9 protein-coding genes, 6 tRNA genes and 2 rRNA genes are annotated in these 16,144 nt (G+C 45.9%); 6 read left to right on the top strand and 11 right to left on the bottom strand.

The window, feature by feature from the left end; genetic code table 11:
* Positions 1-34: 34 nt before the first annotated feature.
* The 6 genes from AC6R05_RS16920 to AC6R05_RS16895 form a co-directional block, all read right to left on the bottom strand.
* The gene (locus AC6R05_RS16920; protein WP_500648089.1) at positions 35-1,762 is read right to left on the bottom strand and encodes a dipeptide ABC transporter ATP-binding protein; all 1,728 of its coding nucleotides are present in this window, start codon (positions 1,760-1,762) and stop codon (positions 35-37) included.
* Between the two features lie 1,099 nt (positions 1,763-2,861).
* Positions 2,862-2,938 (bottom strand) — tRNA-Pro (locus AC6R05_RS16915).
* Between the two features lie 10 nt (positions 2,939-2,948).
* Positions 2,949-3,024, bottom strand: a tRNA-His gene (locus AC6R05_RS16910).
* 43 nt (positions 3,025-3,067) lie between these two features.
* A tRNA-Pro gene (locus AC6R05_RS16905) sits at positions 3,068-3,144 on the bottom strand.
* A 67-nt stretch (positions 3,145-3,211) separates the two neighbouring features.
* Positions 3,212-3,287 (bottom strand) — tRNA-His (locus AC6R05_RS16900).
* Positions 3,288-3,336: 49 nt separating this feature from the next.
* A tRNA-Arg gene (locus AC6R05_RS16895) sits at positions 3,337-3,413 on the bottom strand.
* Between the two features lie 296 nt (positions 3,414-3,709).
* Between AC6R05_RS16895 and AC6R05_RS16890 the strand changes: the two genes are divergently transcribed.
* Complete coding sequence (locus tag AC6R05_RS16890; protein ID WP_032551017.1) at positions 3,710-4,123, top strand: c-type cytochrome; 414 nt, start codon at positions 3,710-3,712, stop codon at positions 4,121-4,123.
* 54 nt (positions 4,124-4,177) lie between these two features.
* Here AC6R05_RS16890 and rep read toward each other — a convergent pair whose 3' ends face one another.
* Positions 4,178-6,196, bottom strand: a complete 2,019-nt coding sequence (rep, locus tag AC6R05_RS16885) for a DNA helicase Rep (RefSeq protein ID WP_032551015.1) — start codon at positions 6,194-6,196, stop codon at positions 4,178-4,180.
* Between the two features lie 179 nt (positions 6,197-6,375).
* On the opposite strand from rep, the gene AC6R05_RS16880 reads away from it, so the two are divergent.
* The 4 genes from AC6R05_RS16880 to ubiK all read left to right on the top strand — a co-directional run bounded on the left by AC6R05_RS16880 (position 6,376) and on the right by ubiK (position 11,587).
* Positions 6,376-6,957 carry a TetR/AcrR family transcriptional regulator gene (locus AC6R05_RS16880; protein ID WP_150870724.1) on the top strand — a complete coding sequence of 194 codons (582 nt, stop codon included), beginning with the start codon at positions 6,376-6,378 and terminating at the stop codon, positions 6,955-6,957.
* 17 nt (positions 6,958-6,974) lie between these two features.
* Positions 6,975-8,081 carry an efflux RND transporter periplasmic adaptor subunit gene (locus AC6R05_RS16875; RefSeq protein ID WP_500648088.1) on the top strand — a complete coding sequence of 369 codons (1,107 nt, stop codon included), beginning with the start codon at positions 6,975-6,977 and terminating at the stop codon, positions 8,079-8,081.
* Between the two features lie 11 nt (positions 8,082-8,092).
* Positions 8,093-11,215, top strand: coding sequence for a multidrug efflux RND transporter permease subunit (locus AC6R05_RS16870; protein ID WP_152467921.1), 3,123 nt, complete (start codon positions 8,093-8,095; stop codon positions 11,213-11,215).
* Positions 11,216-11,335: 120 nt separating this feature from the next.
* Positions 11,336-11,587, top strand: coding sequence for a ubiquinone biosynthesis accessory factor UbiK (ubiK, locus tag AC6R05_RS16865; RefSeq protein WP_032551009.1), 252 nt, complete (start codon positions 11,336-11,338; stop codon positions 11,585-11,587).
* 273 nt (positions 11,588-11,860) lie between these two features.
* On the opposite strand, the gene ilvC is transcribed toward ubiK, so the two are convergent.
* Positions 11,861-13,345 (bottom strand): ketol-acid reductoisomerase, encoded by a 1,485-nt coding sequence (gene ilvC, locus AC6R05_RS16860; protein ID WP_285466793.1) that lies wholly within the window; start codon positions 13,343-13,345, stop codon positions 11,861-11,863.
* Between the two features lie 147 nt (positions 13,346-13,492).
* Between ilvC and ilvY the strand changes: the two genes are divergently transcribed.
* Positions 13,493-14,383, top strand: a complete 891-nt coding sequence (gene ilvY / locus AC6R05_RS16855) for an HTH-type transcriptional activator IlvY (protein ID WP_150870594.1) — start codon at positions 13,493-13,495, stop codon at positions 14,381-14,383.
* A gap of 126 nt (positions 14,384-14,509) precedes the next feature.
* Here the strand turns inward: ilvY and AC6R05_RS16850 are convergent.
* The 3 genes from AC6R05_RS16850 to AC6R05_RS16840 form a co-directional block, all read right to left on the bottom strand.
* Positions 14,510-14,600, bottom strand: a tRNA-Ser gene (locus tag AC6R05_RS16850).
* A gap of 69 nt (positions 14,601-14,669) precedes the next feature.
* Positions 14,670-14,785, bottom strand: a 5S ribosomal RNA gene (rrf, locus tag AC6R05_RS16845).
* A 93-nt stretch (positions 14,786-14,878) separates the two neighbouring features.
* Positions 14,879-16,144 (bottom strand): 23S ribosomal RNA (locus tag AC6R05_RS16840); the annotation flags it as partial.

Here is a 16,144-nt window from a genome sequence, read left to right as displayed (position 1 = left end):
TTTTTAAAGCGAGCTCAACCTCACCCGCTTACATTTATACCGCGGCGTTCGCCACTGCTTTTTCTTCTCGTAAGCCTGTAAATTCAGGCATTAAAGAAATCAATTGTTTGCTGTACTCATGCTGAGGTGATTGGAACAACTGCTCGGTCGGCGCGACCTCAAGCAACGTGCCCATCTGCATCACACCCACTCGGTCACACATCTGACGAATAACCGGTAAATCGTGACTGATGAACAGCATGGTTAGGTTCAGCTCATCCTGTAGGTCTTTTAGTAGGTTAAGGATTTGCGCTTGAACCGACACATCCAGTGCCGACGTTGGTTCATCACAGATCAGAAGACGAGGACGAGTTGCCAGAGCACGAGCGATAGAGATACGCTGACGCTGGCCACCAGAGAATTCATGTGGGTACTTAACACCAGCCATCTTACCCAGACCTACGTGATCTAAGAGATCGTGTACGATCTGACGCGTTTCATTCTCGTTACGAGTCAGCTTATGGAAACGGATAGGCTCAGCAATGATGTCGAATATCTTCATTCGAGGGTTCATTGATGTGTAAGGGTTTTGGAACACCATCTGCATCTGACGACGCATTGGACGGCGCTCTTTTTCAGACTTCAGGCTAGTTAAGTCAACACCTTCAAACGTTACCTTGCCTGAGTTTGGTGCGTACAGGCCAGCAATCACACGTGCGATTGTCGATTTACCAGAGCCAGACTCACCTACAAGACCAAAGGTTTCACCTTCATGCACTTCAAAGCTCACATTGTTTGAAGCTTGAACGTACTCGCGACGGCTCTCGAAGAACGAATCTTTAGTGGTAAAGCGCAGGTTTACGTTTTCCACATTCAATAATGGACCGGTGTATTCACGGTGATCTTGGCTTTGACCCAACCAGTGGTTTTTAACATCCAGAGGTTCCATCTCGTGCGCTTCTTCGATGTAGCTCACTAGAGGGAAGCGATCGAGTTTGCGATCTGAACGTGGAACCGCAGAGATCAAGCTGTGCGTGTATGGGTGCTCAGGAGTACCAAGAACTTGCGCCGTTGGACCAAACTCAACTAAGTCACCACGGTACATTACCGCTACGCGATCGGTTACGTTAGAAACCACACCCATATCGTGCGTTACCAACATACAACCTACGTTCTTCTTGATACACAATTCACGAATCAGACCTAGAATTTGGTCTTGGATCGATACATCCAGTGCTGTGGTTGGTTCATCGGCAATAATAAGATCTGGCTCACCTGCCAGTGCAATTGCGATAACCACACGCTGACGCATACCGCCAGAGAATTGGTGGGGATATTGTTTCAGACGGTTTTCTGGTTGCGGGATACCCACTTGATTCATCAAGTCAAGGGAACGCTCATAGGCTTCTTGATCAGAAACGTTCATGTTAGCGTGAATCGTTTCTTTCAGTTGCTGCTCAACGGTGAAAAGAGGGTTAAGAGATGTCATCGGGTCTTGGAAGATGAACCCGATCTTTGAACCGCGTACTTTACGCATATCTTCAGGTGATAAACCTGATACTTTCTCACCATCTAAGAAAACTTCACCACTCGCGATGCGGCCTGGAGGGCTCAATAGATCGATAACCGCGTTACCAACCGTTGACTTACCAGCACCAGATTCCCCTACTACACCCACGATCTCTCCGCGCTCAATGTTGAACGAGAGTGATTTCACCGCAGCGTGCACACCATGACGAGATGGGTATTCGATACGAAGGTTTTTTACTTCTAAAAGTGACATTACCAGACCTCTACTGCTTTGGCAGCTTTCTGCCCTGTCTGCAAAATTGAATCCATTCTTACCAGAATAATGTTCTGATATTTTATACGGATGACAATTTGGCAAATAATTCACAGAAAAGCAACAAAAATAGGATAAAAAGTCGACATTAAACGTCAAGCAAGCAAAAACACCATATAATTATTCATTTGATAAGCATATAGTAAGAAGAATTCAGCACTTATTTCGTATTAGAAAAGCCAAGCAAACGCCTTTATACATATGCTTGTATAAGATTTTCAGACCGTTAAAGCACTTTTTACCCTTAGTCACTTTAGATGAATAATTATCCCACAAAACGATTAACAATATAGAAACATAAACCAATTTTAGTGAAAATAACCGCCACTTAATCCAAATAACATCACAAAAACAGAAGTTTAAACCAAAATTTATTTACAGAATTGATAGTAAGATCTACTCAAAAAAGGCAGTAATATTTCGGGGATACTAGAGATTTGAAAGGAAAAATCACCGTAGGCAATAGTCTTACCTTTACCTCAATAAGGTTAAGTGAAGCTATCTAATTCATAAAACATCTCCTCAATAAGGTTTGGTGATAAATCACCCACCAACTCCAGAAAAAGAACATTTTCTTAATCAGATAAACGCCCCAAAAAGGCAACTACGCTTAATATTAGTGCAAAGTTTCATCAACCACTTCAATAAATTATTCGCCTTAGCACAGAATTAGGGCAAACCCTATCCACTTGATGGTGTTCATATGCTTTTAAGTGCATTTAAACACCATAGATAGAGAACACTGATTGTGCGTTTTTCAAAGAGATCGATGGCAAACTCTGTTAAGGATGACAGGATAAGAGATGTGGATCAGGCAAGTTTCTAAAGGGTAGTGTGCAAGCCTCTAATATATTTCAGATATGAAAAAGACCGCCATTTCTGACGGGACGGCTAGTTGAGGCTTTCTTGTAATAGTCAGTGAAAAGGGAGGCGATGCGACTGGGCTTTCACCGGGCTGGCGTTCCAGCCCCCGCAAACACCATTATATTTTCGCCAAATAGAAAAAAAGCTCATCATTTCTGATGAGCTTTCTTAAAAGTGGTCGGTGAAGAGGGATTCGAACCCCCGACCCTCTGGTCCCAAACCAGATGCGCTACCAAGCTGCGCTATTCACCGACAAAATTAATGGGGTGGCTAACGAGATTCGAACTCGCGACCACCGGAATCACAATCCAGGGCTCTACCAACTGAGCTATAGCCACCACTAATTTTTTTGTATAACCGCCAAAGCGATTATTGAAATAGTGGTCGGTGAAGAGGGATTCGAACCCCCGACCCTCTGGTCCCAAACCAGATGCGCTACCAAGCTGCGCTATTCACCGACTTATGTTTTGTTCCGATTTTATCAGAACTGGGAGCCGAAGCTACCGATATTCTTTAAAAGAAAAATGGGGTGGCTAACGAGATTCGAACTCGCGACCACCGGAATCACAATCCAGGGCTCTACCAACTGAGCTATAGCCACCATTGTTTCTTTCTTGCCAATTTCTCACTTGTTGAAACAAGTGTCCGGATGGCGCGCCTGAAAGGATTCGAACCTTCGGCCTTTGGCTCCGGAGGCCAACGCTCTATCCAGCTGAGCTACAGGCGCATGCCCTGTCGGCGGAGTGGAATAATACGTATATCACCCTAGGTCGTCTAGTACTTTTTTTATTTTTTTTCTCGTTTGCTCTCTTTTTCGACAGTTAATATGTGATAAACCCCTTATTTGAGTACTAGAACCCCCTATTGCCTATAAGTTGTTGTTTATTGCAACAACTTATCGGGATATAATCACCCATTATTTACATTGATTTAACAGTCGCTTTTTGCAACTAAAATCAACACACCCCTCTAACACTATAATTGGTAGGCACGTACTTACCTTGGGAATGTAAAGTGAGTTTAATGGATATGTCTCGTCGAATTTTAAGCCTTGTCATCGCAGCAGTGACTTTTTCAACGACAGCGGTCGCATCAGAACTGAGCCAAGCAGAGCATGACGCTATTGCTGAGCGCATCAAGCCCGTTGGACAAGTTTACCTAGTTGGTAGCGAACCTGTTGCAGCAGAACCAACTGGTCCTCGTGATGGCGCAACTGTTTACGGTACTTTTTGTATTGCTTGTCACGCATCTGGCGTAAGTGGCGCACCAAAGACTGGTGATGCTGCGGATTGGGCACCTCGTATTGCTCAAGGCCGAGACATCCTAGCGGACCACGCAATCAACGGCTTCAACGCGATGCCAGCGAAAGGTTCATGTATGGACTGTTCAGACGATGAGATCAAAGACGCTATCGAGCACATGATCGCTGGTCTGTAAGCAAACCAAAATTCTAAAAAAGGAGACCACATGGTCTCCTTTTTGTTTTTCCGCTTATTTCTTATTAAACATCGCTCTGATATTAGCGATATGCGCTTGGCCTTTCTCCATACGCTCTTCTTGCGACTGAGGTTTCTTCACTGTCTCCCACTCAACATCATCGTGGGGCAATTCATCTAAGAAGCGACTCTGCGTTGGTTTGATCAACTCACCAAATTGGCGACGCTCACGACATTTAGTAAAGGTCAGCTCTTTCTGAGCTCGGGTAATACCCACGTACATCAATCGGCGCTCTTCTTCGACATTACCTTCATCAACACTGGTTTGGTGAGGAAGAATTCCCTCTTCAGCCCCCATCAGATAGACATACGGGAACTCAAGACCTTTAGAGGCGTGCAAAGTCATCAGTTGTACTTGGTCGGCATCATCGTCATCTTCGCCTCGCTCCATCATGTCACGCAAAGTCAGTCGCTGAACCACTTCTCTCAATGTCTTCTCTTCTTTATCGTAGTTGTCACCCTCAAGGTCAGCCACAATCCAGCTATAGAGATCAGAGACGTTCTTCATGCGCATTTCTGCCGCTTTCGGACTCGCTGACGTTTCGTATAACCAATCTTCGTAATTAATGTCACGAACTAAAGAGCGGACGGCATCAACCGTATTACCACGCTCTGCATTATCTGAGATACGCACAATCCAATCGGTGAAGCGGCGTAGGTTCTCTAGCCCTCGACCTGTCAGTGTTTGCTCCAAGCCCATCTCAAAGCTCGCTTCAAACAAGCTCTTTCCACGCATGTTGGCATAGCTACCCAGCTTCTCGAGTGTCACCGGGCCAATCTCACGACGCGGGGTGTTCACAATGCGTAGAAAGGCATTATCGTCATCTGGGTTCACCAGCACCCGTAGATAAGCCATGATATCTTTAATCTCTGCACGAGCGAAGAATGACGTGCCACCCGAGATCTTGTAAGGAATACGGTTCTGCATCAGCGCTTTTTCAATCAAGCGCGATTGATGGTTACCTCGGTAGAGCACCGCATAATCTTTGTATTCGGTACGATTTAAGAATTTGTGTGCGATGATCTCACCGGTAATACGCTCTGCTTCATGGTCTTCATTCTTAGCGTTGAGTACCTTGAGCTTTTCGCCGTCTGGGATCTCAGAGAAAAGAGACTTTTCATAAACGTGCGGGTTATTGGCGATCAAGATATTGGCCGCTCGCAGAATACGACTGGTTGAGCGGTAGTTCTGCTCTAGCTTGATTAGACGAAGGTTCGGGTAGTCTTCACCTAGTAGCACCAAGTTTTGCGGTTTCGCACCACGCCATGAGTAGATCGATTGATCATCATCACCTACCACGGTCAAACGACCACGTTCACCGACCAACAGACGTACTAACTCATACTGGCTGGTATTGGTATCTTGATACTCATCCACCAGTAGATAACGAATACGAGACTGCCAACGCTCACGCACTTCTTGATTGGTTTTCAGCAGCAATACTGGCATTGCAATCAAATCATCAAAGTCGAGCGCGTTATACGCCTTCATCTGCTTTTGGTACATTTCAAAACAGAAAGCAAAAAGCTGCTCTTGCTCACCTTTGGCGCGCGCTTTTGCTTGATCTGGCGTGAGCATGTCATTTTTCCAGTTTGAGATGGTGCTCAAAAGCTGGCGCAGAAGATCCTTATCACCATCAATCTGCTTTTCCGTTAGCTCTTTGAGTAGAGCAAGCTGGTCTTGATCATCAAACAGGGAAAAGCCCGCTTTTAAGCCAAGCGCCTTATATTCACGGCGGATTATGTTCAAACCCATAGTGTGGAAGGTCGAAACGATCAGCCCCTTAGATTCATTCTTACCTAATGTCTGTCCAACACGCTCTTTCATTTCACGAGCTGCTTTATTGGTGAAAGTCACAGCCGCAATGTTTCGCGCCTTGTAGCCACACTCCTGAACCAAGTAAGCAATCTTGTTGGTGATAACACGTGTTTTACCCGATCCAGCGCCCGCTAATACTAAGCAGGGGCCCGATACGTACTTCACGGCTTCGTCTTGTCTTGGGTTCAGTCTCATTAGATTCTCGATGTCATCTCAGGGGTCAATTGGAATTCGCGCCTATAATAATGCTGCAATGTTTTGAATGCTACGTTCTCTTATACAAGATTTTTACGCTTTTTGTATAAAACTTACTTGCACAAATGTATGGTTCTTGAGCTATAATGAATGAACGTTCATTCACTAGTGATGAGATTATGACCAATCATACCTCTCAGGATAAGCGCTTACAGATACTCTCTGCCGCCGAAACACTGATTGCTGCGGAAGGTTTTCAAGGCCTTTCAATGCAGAAGTTGGCGAAAGAAGCAGGCGTCGCTGCAGGCACTATATATCGCTATTTTGATGATAAAGAGCACTTAATTGAAGAAGTGCGCATTCAGGTTACACAACGTATAGCAGAAGCGGTTCAGTTCGGGGTAGACGACTCCGCACCGATTAAGCAACGTTACAGAACCATGTGGCTCAACATATGGAACCTGGCTGGCACTAACTTAGCGGCGATCAAAAACCGCGTTCAATATGACTCTTTACCTGTAACAAATAGTAAAACTTTCAGGGAACTAGAAAGAAAAATGTTTGCCCAAGTTGAGCTGTTGTTTAACGAAGGCAAAGAGCAAGGGCTATTTAAACCACTTGATAATGAAGTATTAGGTGGACTGAGCTTAGCGGCAAGTGTGTCACTCGCCCGCAAGCATTCTTTAGGTTTTTACCAACTCGATGATGAGGCTTTAGAAGCTGCCATTGAAGCGAGCTGGGACGCAATAATTAAACACTGATCGGAGTTTTGACCATAATGAAAAAGTGGACTTTCTTCATGTTACTCATTGCTGTGCTTCTTTTTGGCAGCGTTATTGGGTTCAACATGTTCAAACAACAAAAAATTGCTGAGTACATGGCAAACCGACCTGAGCCTGAGTTCCCGGTAACGGTAACTGACGTTCAACCGATCGACTGGGTTCCAGTAATCGAAGCTATCGGTTTCATCGAGCCAAACCAAGGTGTAACACTGGCAAACGAAACCAGCGGTGTTATCGACCAAATCTCTTTTGAGTCAGGTACTGAGGTTAAGAGCGACCAACTATTAGTACGTCTAGATTCAGACGTTGAGAAAGCAAATCTGAAGAGCTCTCAAGCGCGACTACCGGCAGCACAAGCTAAGTACAAGCGTTACCAAGGCCTATTCAAGAAAGGGTCTATCTCAAAAGAAGCATACGATGAAGCAGAAGCGAACTACTTCTCTCTATCTGCTGATATTGAGAGCCTAAAAGCTTCGATCGCTCGTCGTGAAATTCGCGCACCATTCGACGGTACAGTGGGTATTCGTAATGTGTACCTAGGTCAATACCTTCAATCTGGTACTGATATTGTTCGTCTAGAAGACACCAGTGTGATGCGTCTGCGCTTCACGGTTTCTCAAACAGACATCTCACGAATCAATGTTGGCCAAGCGGTTGATATCTTCGTTGATGCTTACCCAGAGACACCGTTTGAAGGTTCAATCAGCGCTATCGAGCCAGCAGTAAGCGTGCAAAGTGGTCTGATTCAAGTTCAAGCAGACATTCCAAACAGTGATGGCAAGCTACGTAGCGGTATGTTCGCTCGTGCAAACATCATTCTACCGACTTTAGAGAACCAAGTTGCGCTGCCTCAAACAGCGATCACTTTCACTCTATACGGTGACAATGTTTACATCTTGACTGAAGAAAATGGCGTGAAGCGCGTTACACAACACGTAGTAAAAGTAGGTGAACGTACTACAGACGTCGCACACATCCTTGAAGGTGTGAAAGCGGGTGATGTAGTCGTGACGTCAGGTCAAGTTCGTCTAAGTAATGGTGCCAAGGTGAAAGTCGTTGAGAGTGATGCAATCACACCACCTTCTGAAACACCTCAGTTATAATTGGAGTCACAATGCGCTTTACTGATGTTTTTATTAAACGTCCAGTTCTAGCGGTATCCATCAGCTTCTTGATAGCTCTGCTTGGTTTGCAAGCAATCTTCAAGATGCAGGTGCGTGAATACCCAGAAATGACGAATACCGTAGTAACCGTTACCACGAGTTACTACGGTGCGAGTGCCGATCTTATCCAAGGTTTTATTACTCAACCTCTTGAGCAAGCTGTTGCTCAAGCGGATAACATCGACTATATGACTTCATCTTCGGTTCTTGGTAGCTCTACCATTACTGTAAACATGAAGTTGAACACAGATCCAAACGCAGCTCTGTCTGACATACTGGCCAAGACAAACTCGGTTCGTTCCCAGCTTCCAAAAGAGGCAGAAGATCCAACTGTAACCATGTCTACGGGTTCGACAACGGCGGTACTGTACATTGGCTTTACCAGTGATGAATTGGCTTCGAGCCAGATTACCGACTACCTAGAGCGTGTAATCAACCCGCAGCTATTTACGGTAAACGGTGTATCTAAGGTTGACCTATATGGTGGTATGAAATACGCCCTACGCGTATGGCTAGACCCATCAAAAATGGCGGCAGTTGACCTAACTGCTAGCGATGTGATGACGGTACTGAACGCCAACAACTACCAATCAGCGACGGGCCAAGCGACGGGTGAGTTCGTACTTTATAACGGTAGTGCTGATACCCAAGTATCCAATGTTGAAGAGCTAGAGAATCTTGTAGTACGAAGCGGCGAAGGCGAAATTATCCGTCTATCTGACATTGCTAAGGTTTCTCTAGAGAAGAGCCACGATGTTTACCGAGCAAGTGCCAACGGTCAGGAAGCGGTTGTTGCAGCGATTAACGCAGCACCAAGTGCAAACCCGATCAACATTGCAGCAGATGTACTTGAGCTTCTTCCTCAACTAGAGAAGAACCTACCTAGCAACATCTCGATGAACGTGATGTATGACTCGACTATTGCAATCAATGAGTCTATTCAAGAGGTTATTAAAACCATTCTTGAAGCGGCTTTGATCGTACTGGTCGTTATCACACTGTTCCTAGGTTCGTTCCGTGCAGTACTGATTCCGATCGTTACTATTCCACTGTCTCTAATCGGTGTGGCAATGGTAATGCAGGCGATGGGTTTCTCATGGAACCTGATGACGCTACTGGCGATGGTACTCGCTATCGGTCTGGTGGTAGATGATGCGATCGTTGTCCTTGAGAACGTCGACCGTCACATCAAGCTTGGTGAATCGCCATTTCGTGCAGCAATCATCGGTACTCGTGAAATCGCGGTTCCAGTTATTGCAATGACACTGACGCTAGGTGCGGTATATGCGCCAATCGCGATGATGGGCGGTATTACGGGCTCACTATTTAAAGAGTTCGCACTAACACTTGCCGGTTCGGTATTTGTATCGGGTATCGTAGCACTGACACTTTCTCCGATGATGTGTTCAAAAATGCTTAAAGCTCACGCTGAGCCAAGCAAGTTTGAGCAGAAGGTACACAATGTTCTTGATGGCATGACGAATCGCTATGAGCGCATGCTTGGTGCGGTAATGCAGCATCGTCCAGTGTTCATTGGTTTCGCTATCATCGTATTTGCAAGTCTGCCAATGCTGTTCAAATTTATCCCGAGTGAGCTCGCGCCATCTGAGGATAAAGGTGTAATCATGCTTATGGGTACCGCACCATCGAATGCGAACCTAGACTTCATGCAAAACACCATGAACGACGTCAACACGATTCTATCTGATCAACCAGAAGTAGCGTACGCTCAGGTATTTACTGGTGTGCCAAACGCAAACCAAGCTTTTGGTATTGCATCTATGGTGCCTTGGAGTGAGCGTGAAACCAGTCAGTCTGACGTTGCTAACCGTGTAGGTGAGTTAGTTAAAGATGTTCCAGGAATGGCAGTAACGGCGTTCCAAATGCCAGAGCTTCCAGGTGCAGGTTCAGGTCTTCCAATTCAGTTTGTTATTACAACACCAAACAGCTTTGAGAGCCTTTTCCAGATCACAACTGACATTCTGGCAGAAGTATCTTCAAATCCGCTATTCGTTTACTCAGATCTTGATCTGAACTACGACTCAGCGACCATGAAGATCAACATCGATAAAGACAAAGCGGGTGCTTACGGCGTGACAATGCAAGATATCGGTATCACGCTAGGTACTATGATGTCAGATGGTTACGTAAACCGTATCGACCTGAATGGTCGTTCGTACGAAGTTATCCCACAGGTTGAACGTAAGTTCCGTCTGAACCCTGAATCGATGAACAACTACTACGTACGTGCAGCTGATGGCAGAGCCGTTCCTCTGGGCAGTTTGATTACCATTGATGTGGTGGCAGAGCCTCGCTCTCTTCCTCACTTCAACCAACTGAACTCAGCAACGATTGGTGCAGTACCGGCTCCAGGCGCTGCGATGGGTGATGCGATTGCATGGTTTGAGAACATTGCAGAGACCAAACTACCAAGTGGCTACAACCATGACTACATGGGTGAGGCTCGCCAGTACGTAACCGAAGGTAGCGCGCTATACGCAACATTTGGTCTAGCACTGGCGATCATCTTCCTAGTACTGGCGATTCAGTTCGAGTCAGTGAAGGATCCACTGGTTATCATGGTTTCGGTACCACTGGCGATCTGTGGTGCGTTGATTGCCCTTGCATGGGGTGCAGCAACCATGAACATCTACTCACAAGTAGGTTTGATCACACTGGTTGGTCTGATTACCAAGCACGGTATCTTGATCTGTGAGGTGGCAAAAGAAGAGCAACTGCACAACAAGAAATCACGTATTGAAGCAGTAATGGAAGCGGCGAAGGTTCGTCTACGTCCTATCCTGATGACAACTGCAGCGATGATCGCAGGTCTTATCCCACTGATGTACGCAAGTGGTGCAGGTGCTGCTCAACGCTTCAGTATCGGTATTGTTATCGTTGCTGGTCTAGCAATTGGTACTATCTTCACTCTGTTCGTGTTGCCTGTTATCTACAGCTACCTAGCAGAGAAACACAAACCACTACCGGTTTTTGTTGAAGATAAAGACTTAGAGAAACTAGCACGTGTCGATGAAGCGAAAGCGGCACACCGTGAGTTAGCGGACAACAACTAACCTCAAGTTTCACGTTAATCGCAAAAAGGTCACTTCGGTGACCTTTTTTTATACGCCACAGGCGACATCTCCACTGCGATTAAATAGAATAGTAGGAAATAATCAGGAGTTTTAATTGATATGTTTGATCCAAAAAAACTAGAGCAGATTGCGAAACAAATCCATGACTCTATGCCTCAGCCAGTGAAAGAGCTAGGTTCTGATGTGGACCAAAAGGTTCGCCAAGTTATCCAAGGCCAACTAAACAAGCTAGACGTTGTCAGCCGTGAAGAGTTCGATGTTCAAACTCAGGTTCTACTGCGTACACGTCAGAAGCTGACTGAGATGGAACAAAAACTAGCAGATCTAGAAGCGAAGCTAGCTGACAAGTAAGCGTAAATACAGAAATACAAAAGGGTTGATGTGTAAGCATCAACCCTTTTTTATTCGCTTGTATTCTGGAAAGTATATTCCAAGCAATACTCTTCTATTGCTTTAAGGCGTGATTGTGAAGACATACATCGTCCACATCTTCAGGAGCAAGTTAGCGAGCTCTGTAAAAACAAAAAGGCTTGGTCAACGGCGACCAAGCCTTTTAATTAGATGTTGTGTTTTTTATTTATGACTCCAATTTTTTTGGAGTTCTCTAAATTCTTGCGATGCTAATTAGCCGCCTACTGCGATGCGCTTCATGTCGCTCATGTAAGCACGTAGCTCTTCACCGATGTACTCAACTGGGTGGTTACGGATAGCTTCGTTCACTTCGATTAGACGAGCATTGTCTACTTGGTTAGATGATTCACCTAGACCTTTACCAATAACGTCTGTAGATACTGAAGGCATGAACTTCTCACGTAGTAGTGGCGTAGCTACGTTAGCAAATAGGTAGTTACCGTATTCTGCTGTATCAGAGATTACTACGTTCATTTCGTATAGACGCTTACGAGCAACCGTGTTTGCGATTAGTGGAAGCTCATGTAGAGATTCGTAGTATGCAGACTCATCGATGATGCCAGATGCAGTCATTGCTTCGAACGCTAGCTCAACACCAGCACGAACCATTGCAACCATTAGGATACCGTTGTCGAAGTACTCTTGCTCAGAGATTTCAACATCACCTTCAGGGTAGTTTTCGAATGCAGTTTGACCTGTCTCTTCACGCCAGCCTAGTAGGTTCGCATCGTCGTTTGCCCAGTCAGCCATCATAGTGCTAGAGAAGTGACCTGTGATTACGTCATCCATGTGTTTGTTGTACAGTGGACGCATTAGATCTTTTAGCTCTTCAGAAAGCTCGAACGCTTTGATTTTCGCTGGGTTTGATAGACGGTCCATCATGTGTGTCACACCACCAAACTTTAGTGCTTCCGTAACAGTTTCCCAACCGTACTGTAGAAGCTTACCTGCGTAGCTCGGATCGATACCTTCAGCAACCATCTTCTCGTAAGAAACGATAGAACCTGCTTGTAGCATACCACATAGAATAGTCTGTTCGCCCACTAGGTCCGATTTCACTTCAGCAACAAATGAAGACTCTAGACAGCCCGCACGGTGACCACCAGTACCAGCAGCCCATGCTTTCGCGATATCCCAACCTTCACCCTTTGGATCGTTCTCTGGGTGAACGGCGATAAGAGTCGGAACACCGAAGCCACGCTTGTACTCTTCACGTACTTCTGTACCTGGACACTTAGGTGCAACCATAACAACCGTTAGGTCTTTACGAATTTGCATGCCTTCTTCAACAATGTTGAAGCCGTGTGAGTAACCTAGTGCAGCACCCTCTTTCATTAGAGGCATTACTGTCTCAACAACGTTTGTATGCTGTTTGTCTGGAGTTAGGTTGATCACTAGATCTGCTTCAGGGATTAGGTTTTCGTAGCTGTCTACTTCAAAACCGTTCTCTTTTGCGTTTTTGTAAGATTGACGCTGCTCGTCAATCGCAGCCTGGCGAAGTGCGTACGCTACGTTCAGGCCAGAGTCACGCATGTTTAGACCTTGGTTCAGGCCTTGAGCACCACAACCAACGATAACGACTTTCTTACCTTTCAGGTAATCCGCTTCAGTTGCAAATTCACTGCGGTCCATGAAACGACAACGACCTAATTGGTCTAGCTGCTCGCGTAGGTTTAAAGTATTGAAATAGTTAGCCATCTGGGCGCTCCTTTTAAGAATTTTTCCGTTGAGGTCGGTAGCTTTGTTACCGAATGAGTTCATACTAAAACAGACATGCGGTTGCTTAAAGTGATATATTCACAATTAGTTATTGCAATTAATGCAACGTGGAAACATTCGTAGTATATGAACATAAAATCATTACAGTTATTCATACATTTGTGTGACAGCAAAAACTTCAGCAAGACTGCGGCGGCGATGCACGTCAGCCCATCAGCTTTAAGTCGCCAAATACAGAAACTCGAAGATGAAACAGGGCAAGAGCTGCTGATTCGAGATAACCGTAGTGTCGACCTCACTCCAGCAGGAAAACAACTGCTTCCCGTTGCACTCAATATTGTCAGTGAATGGCAACAGTACAACCTTCATTTAAAGGGCGGAGAGCAAGAGCTGAAAGGTGAGATTCGAATCTTCTGTTCAGTGACAGCAAGCTATAGTCATTTGCCTGAGTTAATTACTGAGTTTCGAGCTCTCCATCCTTATATTGAATTTAAACTCTCAACGGGCGACCCAGCTCAAGCAATAGATAAGATCCTCAATGACGAAGTCGATATCGCTATTTCCGCAAAGCCAGATATTCTTCCATCACGCCTGGAGTTTGAAACGATTAGTGATATCCCGCTATCTGTTATCTCTCCAGCAGGAGTCAGTAGCTTCAGCCAACAACTACAGTCTGAACACATCGATTGGAATGATCTGCCATTCATCATCCCAGAAGCAGGCACAGCTCGTGAGCGCGCCAATGCCTGGTTTAAGAAGCTGAAAATCAAACCTAATATCTATGCTCAGGTATCTGGACATGAAGCGATCGTTAGTATGGTGGCGCTTGGGTGTGGTATTGGAATTGCCCCAGATGTGGTGATCAATAACAGCCCAGTAAGAGATAAGGTTGAACGCTTAAAGATAGAACCGATCAAGCCCTTTGAATTAGGCGTATGCTGTAAGCGAGCGCAATTAGATAACCCACTCATTCGAGCGTTCTGGCAGGTTGCAGAAGGGAAATATTTAACGGATTAGCTATCAGAGACAGTTATATAGATAGAATGACATAAAAGAGCACGCTAGTGCTCTTTTTTGTTACTTGAATTTCGATACGACAGAAATGAAAAAAGCCCGCTGATTTCTCAGCGGGCTTTTCAATGGTGGTGGAGGGATAGGGATTTGAACCCTAGAACCGCTATTAACGGTTGCCGGTTTTCAAGACCGGTGCTTTCGACCACTCAGCCATCCCTCCAACAAATTGTCATCAACAGATTAGTACACTGTTGAGGTTGTTATTTGCGTAGCAAATAACTAAATCAAAGCCTGGCGATGTCCTACTCTCACATGGGGAAGCCCCACACTACCATCGGCGCTATTGCGTTTCACTTCTGAGTTCGGCATGGAATCAGGTGGGTCCACAACGCTATGGTCGCCAAGCAAATTCTTAAAATCTGGAAAGCTGTTTCTGTTCTCTTCAAACTCATTCAAGCGTTTGTATCTATGAGTCCATCAAAACCCCTTGGGTGTTGTATGGTTAAGCCTCACGGGCAATTAGTACAGGTTAGCTCAACGCCTCACAGCGCTTACACACCCTGCCTATCAACGTTCTAGTCTTGAACAACCCTTTAGGACGCTTAAAGCGCCAGGGAAGACTCATCTCAGGGCTCGCTTCCCGCTTAGATGCTTTCAGCGGTTATCGATTCCGAACTTAGCTACCGGGCAATGCCATTGGCATGACAACCCGAACACCAGAGGTTCGTCCACTCCGGTCCTCTCGTACTAGGAGCAGCCCCCTTCAATCTTCCAACGCCCACGGCAGATAGGGACCGAACTGTCTCACGACGTTCTAAACCCAGCTCGCGTACCACTTTAAATGGCGAACAGCCATACCCTTGGGACCGACTTCAGCCCCAGGATGTGATGAGCCGACATCGAGGTGCCAAACACCGCCGTCGATATGAACTCTTGGGCGGTATCAGCCTGTTATCCCCGGAGTACCTTTTATCCGTTGAGCGATGGCCCTTCCATTCAGAACCACCGGATCACTATGACCTGCTTTCGCACCTGCTCGAATTGTCATTCTCGCAGTCAAGCGGGCTTATGCCATTGCACTAACCTCACGATGTCCAACCGTGATTAGCCCACCTTCGTGCTCCTCCGTTACTCTTTGGGAGGAGACCGCCCCAGTCAAACTACCCACCAGGCACTGTCCGTAATCCCGATTCAGGGACCAACGTTAGAACATCAACACTACAAGGGTGGTATTTCAAGGACGACTCCACCACATCTAGCGACGCGGTTTCAAAGTCTCCCACCTATCCTACACATGTAGGGTCAATGTTCAGTGCCAAGCTGTAGTAAAGGTTCACGGGGTCTTTCCGTCTAGCCGCGGGTACACTGCATCTTCACAGCGATTTCAATTTCACTGAGTCTCGGGTGGAGACAGCGTGGCCATCATTACGCCATTCGTGCAGGTCGGAACTTACCCGACAAGGAATTTCGCTACCTTAGGACCGTTATAGTTACGGCCGCCGTTTACCGGGGCTTCGATCAAGAGCTTCGACCGAAGTCTAACCCCATCAATTAACCTTCCGGCACCGGGCAGGCGTCACACCGTATACGTCATCTTACGATTTTGCACAGTGCTGTGTTTTTAATAAACAGTTGCAGCCACCTGGTATCTGCGACTCTCGTCAGCTCCATCCGCAAGGGACTTCACCGATAAGAGCGTACCTTCTCCCGAAGTTACGGTACCATTTTGCCTAGTTCCTTCACCCGAGTTCTCTCAAGCGCCTT

Source organism: Vibrio sp. R11-SG3-ISO9 (genome assembly GCF_059834255.1).
This window is presented reverse-complemented; position numbering and strand designations above follow the sequence as displayed.